The 7,350-nt window shown below is 37.5% G+C and carries 7 protein-coding genes and 1 pseudogene; 6 read left to right on the plus strand and 2 right to left on the minus strand.

The annotated features are described in order from the left end of the window. Together CWATDRAFT_RS28250 and CWATDRAFT_RS28255 are read right to left on the minus strand one after the other, a co-directional pair. A partial coding sequence (locus tag CWATDRAFT_RS28250; protein WP_042712697.1) for a tyrosine-type recombinase/integrase occupies window positions 1-743 on the minus strand: 743 nt, incomplete at its 3' end. Window positions 744-1,045: 302 nt separating this feature from the next. Continuing rightward, window positions 1,046-1,912, minus strand: coding sequence for a bifunctional DNA primase/polymerase (locus tag CWATDRAFT_RS28255; protein ID WP_007308193.1), 867 nt, complete (start codon window positions 1,910-1,912; stop codon window positions 1,046-1,048). A 289-nt stretch (window positions 1,913-2,201) separates the two neighbouring features. Here CWATDRAFT_RS28255 and CWATDRAFT_RS28260 point away from each other — a divergent pair, with 289 nt between their 5' ends. The 6 genes and pseudogenes from CWATDRAFT_RS28260 to CWATDRAFT_RS28280 all read left to right on the plus strand — a co-directional run. Next, a complete protein-coding gene (locus CWATDRAFT_RS28260; protein ID WP_007308188.1) occupies window positions 2,202-2,804 on the plus strand; it encodes a hypothetical protein in 603 nt (200 codons plus the stop codon). A gap of 34 nt (window positions 2,805-2,838) precedes the next feature. Next, window positions 2,839-3,168, plus strand: a complete 330-nt coding sequence (locus CWATDRAFT_RS38955; protein WP_042712699.1) for a hypothetical protein — start codon at window positions 2,839-2,841, stop codon at window positions 3,166-3,168. 43 nt (window positions 3,169-3,211) lie between these two features. After that, window positions 3,212-3,631 (plus strand): hypothetical protein, encoded by a 420-nt coding sequence (locus CWATDRAFT_RS36385; protein WP_007308189.1) that lies wholly within the window; start codon window positions 3,212-3,214, stop codon window positions 3,629-3,631. Window positions 3,632-3,642: 11 nt separating this feature from the next. Further along, a complete protein-coding gene (locus CWATDRAFT_RS28270; protein ID WP_157134196.1) occupies window positions 3,643-5,850 on the plus strand; it encodes a hypothetical protein in 2,208 nt (735 codons plus the stop codon). A gap of 241 nt (window positions 5,851-6,091) precedes the next feature. After that, window positions 6,092-6,604, plus strand: a complete 513-nt coding sequence (locus CWATDRAFT_RS40670; protein ID WP_007308191.1) for a hypothetical protein — start codon at window positions 6,092-6,094, stop codon at window positions 6,602-6,604. A gap of 186 nt (window positions 6,605-6,790) precedes the next feature. Continuing rightward, a pseudogene (locus CWATDRAFT_RS28280) lies at window positions 6,791-7,278 on the plus strand (ISAzo13-like element transposase-related protein); the annotation flags it as partial. Window positions 7,279-7,350: the final 72 nt, after the last annotated feature.

Consider the following 7,350-nt stretch of genomic DNA (forward strand, 5'->3'; position numbering starts at 1 on the left):
CAACGAACAATTTTGTAAAGGCCATCCCCACTCAGACGACTCCCCCTCGAACGAGAATCTAGGGAAATGAACAACGGAGACGATGACTTAATACCTGCACTCCCCCTTTCTGCTAACCAATCACAAATCGCTTGAATGGTTTTCGGAGATAAATCCACAGATTCCTTCTCACTACGCCCTTTTCCCTTAACCCATAGAATGCGGCTTGACGGCACAAAATCTCCGATATCTAGTAAACTAACCTCATTACGCCGTAAAGCATTAGACCAAAATAGCATCAATAACGCCTTGTCCCGTTTCCCTTTTAACGTAGAAAGATCGCACAAACGAAGAACCTTCTTAAACTCTGCTAAAGGAATACCCGATGTATCTCGATAAGGCTTAAGTTTCTCACTCTTGACAGCATCTTTCAAAGAAAATTGGCATAATCCTAAACGATTCGCCGTACTGATAAAAGATTTCACCGCACTGATTTTACGGTTAATGGTAGTGGGGGCTAACCCTCGTTTCTTCAAAGCAGCCTTGTAAGCCATTAAAGCGGCGTTAGCCTGAGACTGGGATATGTTCAAAAAAGCACTGACTAACTCTTCTGTCACTTGTTGACCGGACATCACCTCAAAAAAATACCGTAAATCCTTCTCATATTCCCGACGAGTCATCTTTGAAGTTTTATCCTCCAACCAGAGTGCGATCGCCCGAGCGATGGGAGATAAATCTGGATTAAAACGAGTTATCTTAGCCACAATCAGAGGTGAAAATTAACAACGACACTGCTATTGAAAAGAGATATTTTCATTACCACTAACTTAATAATAGCATAATCTGACTTTAAGTCGGTTTTCACCAAGCCCTCACAGATTTTGTCAGATAGAACTTAAATTTTTATGGCAATACTTTGAATAATTCAGGATTCTTTTTATCTCATCTTATCTAGCAACAAAGTTTCGTTATTACTAGGCTAGTCCATAATTTAGACAATTATTACAGTTGCTCTAGAACAATATAAAAGTGAAAATCCCCCGAAATAGAGTATTTTCACTTTTTTTTAAGAATTTTGAGCCAACCAATACAGTGTACGCTCGCTTATCCCTACCCCATTAAACGTTCGCCATTTATAAGCACATTCCCCTGGTTTCCATTTTTTACTCTGTCGACTCCAACGATCCCAAGCCTCTAATAATACAGGGGAAATGGACTTTAAGGCCATGCCCACTTTGATCCAACTATCGTAATCATCTGCATAATAGGAAGGAATCAGATCAAGAAGTGCCACGGCAGCTTCTTCTGACGTTGAGGGTGTGTCCAATTTGGACACATTTTGATGAAAAGGTTTCCTGTTATTCTTGGGTTTCGAGGGTTTATAAGTTTGCAAGTCAATCCATTGTACAAGCCATTGAGGTGCGATCGCCACTTCAACATCAGCAGGGGAATTAACCCATCGATACTGCCCGGTAATAGGATGAGGAGAAGGCGGCAACACTGACTGGTGATGGCTTCCACGAATTTCTAGGACTTCTCCAGGGGCAGTGGTGACTTTACAGGATTTTATCTGTTTATGGGACGGCAGTTTGTACAAGTATTGGCATCTTCCTGGCCTTCCAGATGTAAAGGAAACCGTTGGGGGAAGCTGACCCAATCTTTGCAAAGATCGGTGTGCCGATATTCCATCACAATCAATTGCAAATAGGAACTCTTTACTATTATGACCACAAAGTATCCCAATTCCTAATGGTTTAACTCGGTAACTTCCTTTTTCCCCTCCTAATGTTACATAACCTTGTTGAAAAATGGCGATCGCTTGCGATGGAGTGTAAGGGTTTCGTTGCCAATTTTTTCCTAACGGTTGCTTCTTGCCGTTAACGAGGGTTAATGGCCAATGAGGGGGCAATATATTAATTGATGATAATCGCATAGATAAAAATCAATGATTGTCATCTATGGGGCGCAAAGCGCACATTCAACAATGAACAATATTTAATTTTTGAAAAGCCCTTAACACAAAAAATCAATTTTGTCATCCCTTGAAGTCATTATATTTTCTGATTATCAGATTTGATTATCAAAAATAATAACGACTTGAGGAGATGGCATAAAATTTGATTCCTGATAAAACATAAGGTGTACGGGTTAGCAATTAATAATTAACAATTAACAATGAACAATTAATTATTGTTAACTATTAAATATCAAAGGAGGGAAATATGACCTTTTCAGTAAAAGCAATAGAGAATAATTATCCGAAACTATCTCCTTCTAAAAGAGGATTAAGTGGGTTCATAGATAATCTATCAACAGATTTATTATTGGGGTTAACTTCAGGAACTTTAGTTCTCAGTTTATTTAATGGAACAGGTAATTCCAGAGAAGTATTAACTGTCTCACTTTGGGGGTTTATCGTTATCCTCTACTTAGTGTTTCAGAAAAATAGTAATCGTCGATTATCGAGCATTCAAAACTGGATTGCGAAATATGGTTTAATGCCAGCTTTGTCTATTTTATTAGCAGGAATTTATCTCTTTGATAAGCTAATATTAGCATCTCAGGCACTATTTTTTAACAATGTTAGAACGAAAATAGATACTATGTTTACTAACTCAAACTATGCTGGTGCATCAGGAGCAACTGAAGCCATTAATATCGGGACTTATGCCCTAGAAGCTTTGATGGTAGGATACATTGTTTATGGTGTTGTAAAAGCCATTCAAGCCGGAAGAGATGATGAAGATTGGAAGCAGCCGCTAAAGCTTCCTTTATTAGTATTATTTGCTTGCGCGGCTGGAGATCAAGCTATAACAATTCTCTAATTAATAGTTAATAAGTAATAATTAATAATGGAGAATGCCAAATTTTAGGAGAGTCAACAAAAGTTTAGATTTATCACCGAGAATAGGACCATTTCCAGCAGAGCAATTTATTCCGTGGCTAATTATTGGGGGAACAGTATTTTTCCTCGGAAAGAGAGTCTTTAATTTACCGTGGTTATGGGTCATTATTCTAATTATTTGGGGCTGTTCAACATGGTGGGTTATTACCGCAGGAGGCTATTACAAATTCTTTTCTAAGTTTATACAACCTCCCCATTGGGTAAGAGGAATGGGTCGAAATCAAGCATTATTATCACATAAGGGAAAAACTAATAATGAGCAAAATAGGCGTAAAAACAATTAAAGATCCTCAAGGGGTTAAACATCGTTAGAAACCTTTTGAAGATATGTTTCAAATAGTAGGATTCTACTCGATTAATCATAAGGGTAAACAAATTGGTGCTACTATCTTAAAGAAAGAAAAAAAAGAAAGTTATCGGGTTGTCTTTGGTTTTGAATGTGGAGGTATTTCTCCTCTACAAAGTGAAGAAGAATTTGCTGGTTGTTTAGCTCGTCTAGAAACGGGGTTGAAAGATTTACCTAAAGGGGAAATTCTTACTATCCATTTTGGCACGTTTCGAGATGATAATCAACGTCAACAAGAATTAGGAGAATTAACTAATTTAAACCCTGAGTTAGCTTTATTAATTGGAGGCACAAGGAAACGAGTTCAAGATTTAACTAAAGAAGGTATTAGAAAAATTAGTTTTCTGCGCTTTTATTTGACTTATACTATGGAACAAGGTCAAGAAAAAAAGCTGATTTAGCTGAAAAAGCTTTGAGTGCTATTGAAGGTTATTGGTTGATGTTTACTGGACAATATGGAGAACATCAAAAACAAAAAGTTGAAACCATTTTAAAGTTAGCATACATAGACGGATACCAACGAGCAGAAGAATTATTTTCTGACCAACTTAAATTAGGGGTTAGGGCTAAATCTTCTGAAGAAATGCGTGATGATCTGTGGAAACGATTTAACGATACACCCCCTCGGAAAATTCCTTATCGCATTCTTTTTGATGGTAAAACTTTTACGGAAGAAGTTAACTCAGACATCGATTTTATGTCCTATTTAATGGAGTCTGAATCTTCTGTACCTGTGGCTAAAAAGAAGAGTGTTTATGTTAATAATCGTCATACAGGTGTTCTCTATTTAGCGGATAAACCTGATGGTTGGATGGATGAAGGAGATCAGTTAAGATCCCTCTGGGATGTTGTGGCTAAAGATAGGGTTTATGATACCGAAGTTTTCTGTCAACTGCAACTGGGAAATTCTCGGTTAATGAGGGAAAAACTGAAAAGTTTGACCAAACAAAGTAATGTGGCAGCTTCAACTGCTGCTGAGAAAAATGATGTGGATGTTGGGGCCCAACTAAAAGCAGAGGAAACTATTGAAGCTCAAGCTTCTCTTATTAGAGGAAATGTCCCTTTACATACCGCAGTAGTAGTATTAATTCATCGCAACCATGAACAAGACTTAGATAATGCTTGTAGTAATTTTATCGCATCTTTCCCCCGTCAAGGTTGGTGTGTACGGGAAACGGAATACGCTTGGAGGGTTTGGGTAGAAACTTTCCCTCAGTTAACTTGGGATAAACTGTTGAGTAAACCGTTTAAACGTCTGCAAAGTTATCAAACCTCGGAAGTGCCTGGGGTGATACCTTTATGCAAGACTCCTCTTATTGATCATAAGGGTATTGAATTTATCTCGCAAGAGGGGGGAAACCCTGTTTATTTGGATCTTTTTAATACCCAAAGACATCTTGGTTTCTTCGCTACTCAACGCAGTGGTAAAAGTTTAAGTAACTGTGAGTTATTTACTTTAGCTTTGGCGCATAATATACCAGTAACGGTGTTAGAATTTCCTAAAGGGGATGGTACTGGAACCTTCAGCGATTTTTCTTACTATCTCAGTCCTTATTGTAGTTATCTAGATACAGGTTCGTCTATTTTAGGGTTTAATTGTGTTGAACCCCCTGATTTATCGGGACGTAAACAGAAGGATCAAGTTGAATTATTAGGGGACTTCAAAGAGTATCTGAAACAGTTACTGTTTCTGTTGGTTTTCGGGGGTAAGGAGAAAAGTAGCCAAGAAATTGACCCCTCACGGGTTAGTAGTCTTTTTGACCTGATGATTGCTCGATTTTACGGCAATAATCAAATTATTAACCGCTTTGCTAAGGCTTATCAACAGGGACAAGGTACAGCAGCTTGGGATTCTATGCCGGTTTTGTGGGATTTATTGATGTTTTGTTCCCCTGAACGCTTGGAACTGGTTGATGCTGATAGTTCTACTATTAAAGCTCTTAAATACATCAAATTACGTTTATTAGCTTGGAAGGAAACGAAAATAGGGCAAATTCTTAGTCGTCCTACTACCTTCGATAGTAACAAATTAATGCAGGTGGTGGCGTTACGCAACCTTGGTAATAACCTGGATGCTGCGGTGATGGCCATGATGTTTAATTTGTTTGCTGCGCGTCGTAGTTTGTCTTATGAAAAGAGTATTATTTTTGCTGATGAAACTCCTATTTTGTTTCAATGGGATAGTTTAGCTATGGCTATTGGTCAACATTTTGCTGCTAGTGGAAAGTCAGGAATAAGGGTTATTATTTGTGCGCAGGAACCGTCTTCTATTGGTCGTTCTGTGGCTGCTGATATGATTTTTGCTAATATGACGACTCGTATTATTGGACGTATTCAAAGGGGTGCTATTCCTGCTTATGAAAAATGGATGGGGTATCCTCCTCAATTATTGGAACCATTGGTTAATTATGGTATTAACAAAAAGGGTCGTTATTCTCAATGGTTATTGGATGATTCGGGGATTTATGTTTCTGTACGATTTTATCCGTCAGACCTTTTAATTTCTTTGGCTGCTAATAATGCTGAAGAAGCTGCTTTAAGGAGGAACTATTTTAATAATTCAGAGGATAAGGTTAGAGCTTTAGTTGACTTTTCTAAAGTCTATCTTAATGCAGCTTAGGCAACAATTAACAATGAACAGTTAACAGTTAACAGTTAGTAATCAAGAAGCAATAATGATTAATTATTAATTATTAAATCTGACTTGTCAAGTATTTGTTCCAATAAAGTTTAATTTTCAGTAACTTAGGAGGAGTCATGTTAAACATTTTCTACAACAGTTATTATTTTCCTTGAGACAATTAACGACTCAGTAGAATATAACTATTTTACCAGCTTTTTCTCAATATCGATTATCCATTATGAATCAATCAACAATTAAAGAACCCTCCTGTAATCTCAAAAACAAAGTCATTAAACTCGGTCTTTTTACCAGTGTCTCTCTAGGGATTATTAGTCTAGTTTCTTTACCTAGTGTACGGGCTTTTCCTCTTCAAATGTCTGATTTTCTGCCTAATGTTTCAGTAAATCTTCCCACCGTTAATGTTCCTAACTTTAACACTTTGTGGCAAGGTACTTTATCAGAATTAACTAAAACATTAGGAGACATTCCTGGTTTAAATGAATTGGGGGCTTTAGGACTTCCTGATATCTTTGCTATTGCCAAAGAAATTGAGAAAAAAGCAGGTCATAAATCATGGGATGAAGTTCATGAATCTCAACGACTTTATGCTGAGTTAGTAGCTAAAGCTAACCTATCAAAAGAAGGCCAAGATGAAGTTAAACAAAACGCAGAGACTATAGAACAACAAGTAGTTGAAACTGAAGCCTATGCTCAAGGTGATTTCCGAGAAAGCTTTTCCCATAGGGGGTAATCGCTTGGACTAAAGGCTTTCAAGAAATAAAAGGAACAGAGAGTTAGCGGATCTTGGTACACAACTTTAAAATTTCATAATTGGCTTGTCTGAAAAAACAGAAGAAATAGATTAAAATGAAGAGGTAAAAAGATTAGAGAGAGTAAATTGAAGCTAAAACAGACAAATCATCCCTTAACCCCGTCGATGGTCGATGATTTACGTTTAGCAGCCTCAAAAATGACGGGAGCAGAGCGTCGTTCATTTCAAGCTGAAATGTGTCTCAAGTATTGTGGAGGAAGTGCCAGACAAACCGAAATCGTGTTTGGTTGGGGGAGAAAAAATGTTCAACTTGGATTACATGAAAAACGAACTGGGATAGTGTGTTTAGGATTACAATCAGTCAATAGTGGATGTAAAAAATGGGAGGAAAGATACCCAATAGTTGCCCAATCATTGAAAGAAATAGCCGAAGCTCACGCACAACAAAAACCCACATTTAATAACCCCATTGCCTATACAAGATTAACGGCGGGCTGAAGCCATTAAACAATTAAGAAATCTAGGATATAATAGAGAGGAGGTTCCTGCTGACTCGACAATGGCAGATATTTTAAATCGGTTGGGGTATCGATTAAGAAAGTGGTAAAGGTAAACTAAAAAAAATCTGGAGACGGAGCTATCTCAGAAATAGAGAAAAGTTGAAAAAGACTTCTGTGAAGTTAATTTGGTGTAAGCCTGTGGAATGGAATTTCCGGGGGAAAATA

It is taken from the genome of Crocosphaera watsonii WH 8501, assembly GCF_000167195.1.
GTDB classification, from domain to species: Bacteria; Cyanobacteriota; Cyanobacteriia; order Cyanobacteriales; family Microcystaceae; genus Crocosphaera; species Crocosphaera watsonii.

Excerpts from the sequence above, each read along its gene's own strand:
- CWATDRAFT_RS36385 (WP_007308189.1), top strand. The coding sequence starts at position 3,212 with ATGTTTCAAATAGTAGGATTCTACTCGATTAATCATAAGGGTAAACAA.
- CWATDRAFT_RS40670 (WP_007308191.1), top strand. The coding sequence starts at position 6,092 with ATGAATCAATCAACAATTAAAGAACCCTCCTGTAATCTCAAAAACAAA.
- CWATDRAFT_RS28255 (WP_007308193.1), bottom strand. The coding sequence starts at position 1,912 with ATGCGATTATCATCAATTAATATATTGCCCCCTCATTGGCCATTAACC.
- CWATDRAFT_RS28260 (WP_007308188.1), top strand. The coding sequence starts at position 2,202 with ATGACCTTTTCAGTAAAAGCAATAGAGAATAATTATCCGAAACTATCT.
- CWATDRAFT_RS38955 (WP_042712699.1), top strand. The coding sequence starts at position 2,839 with ATGCCAAATTTTAGGAGAGTCAACAAAAGTTTAGATTTATCACCGAGA.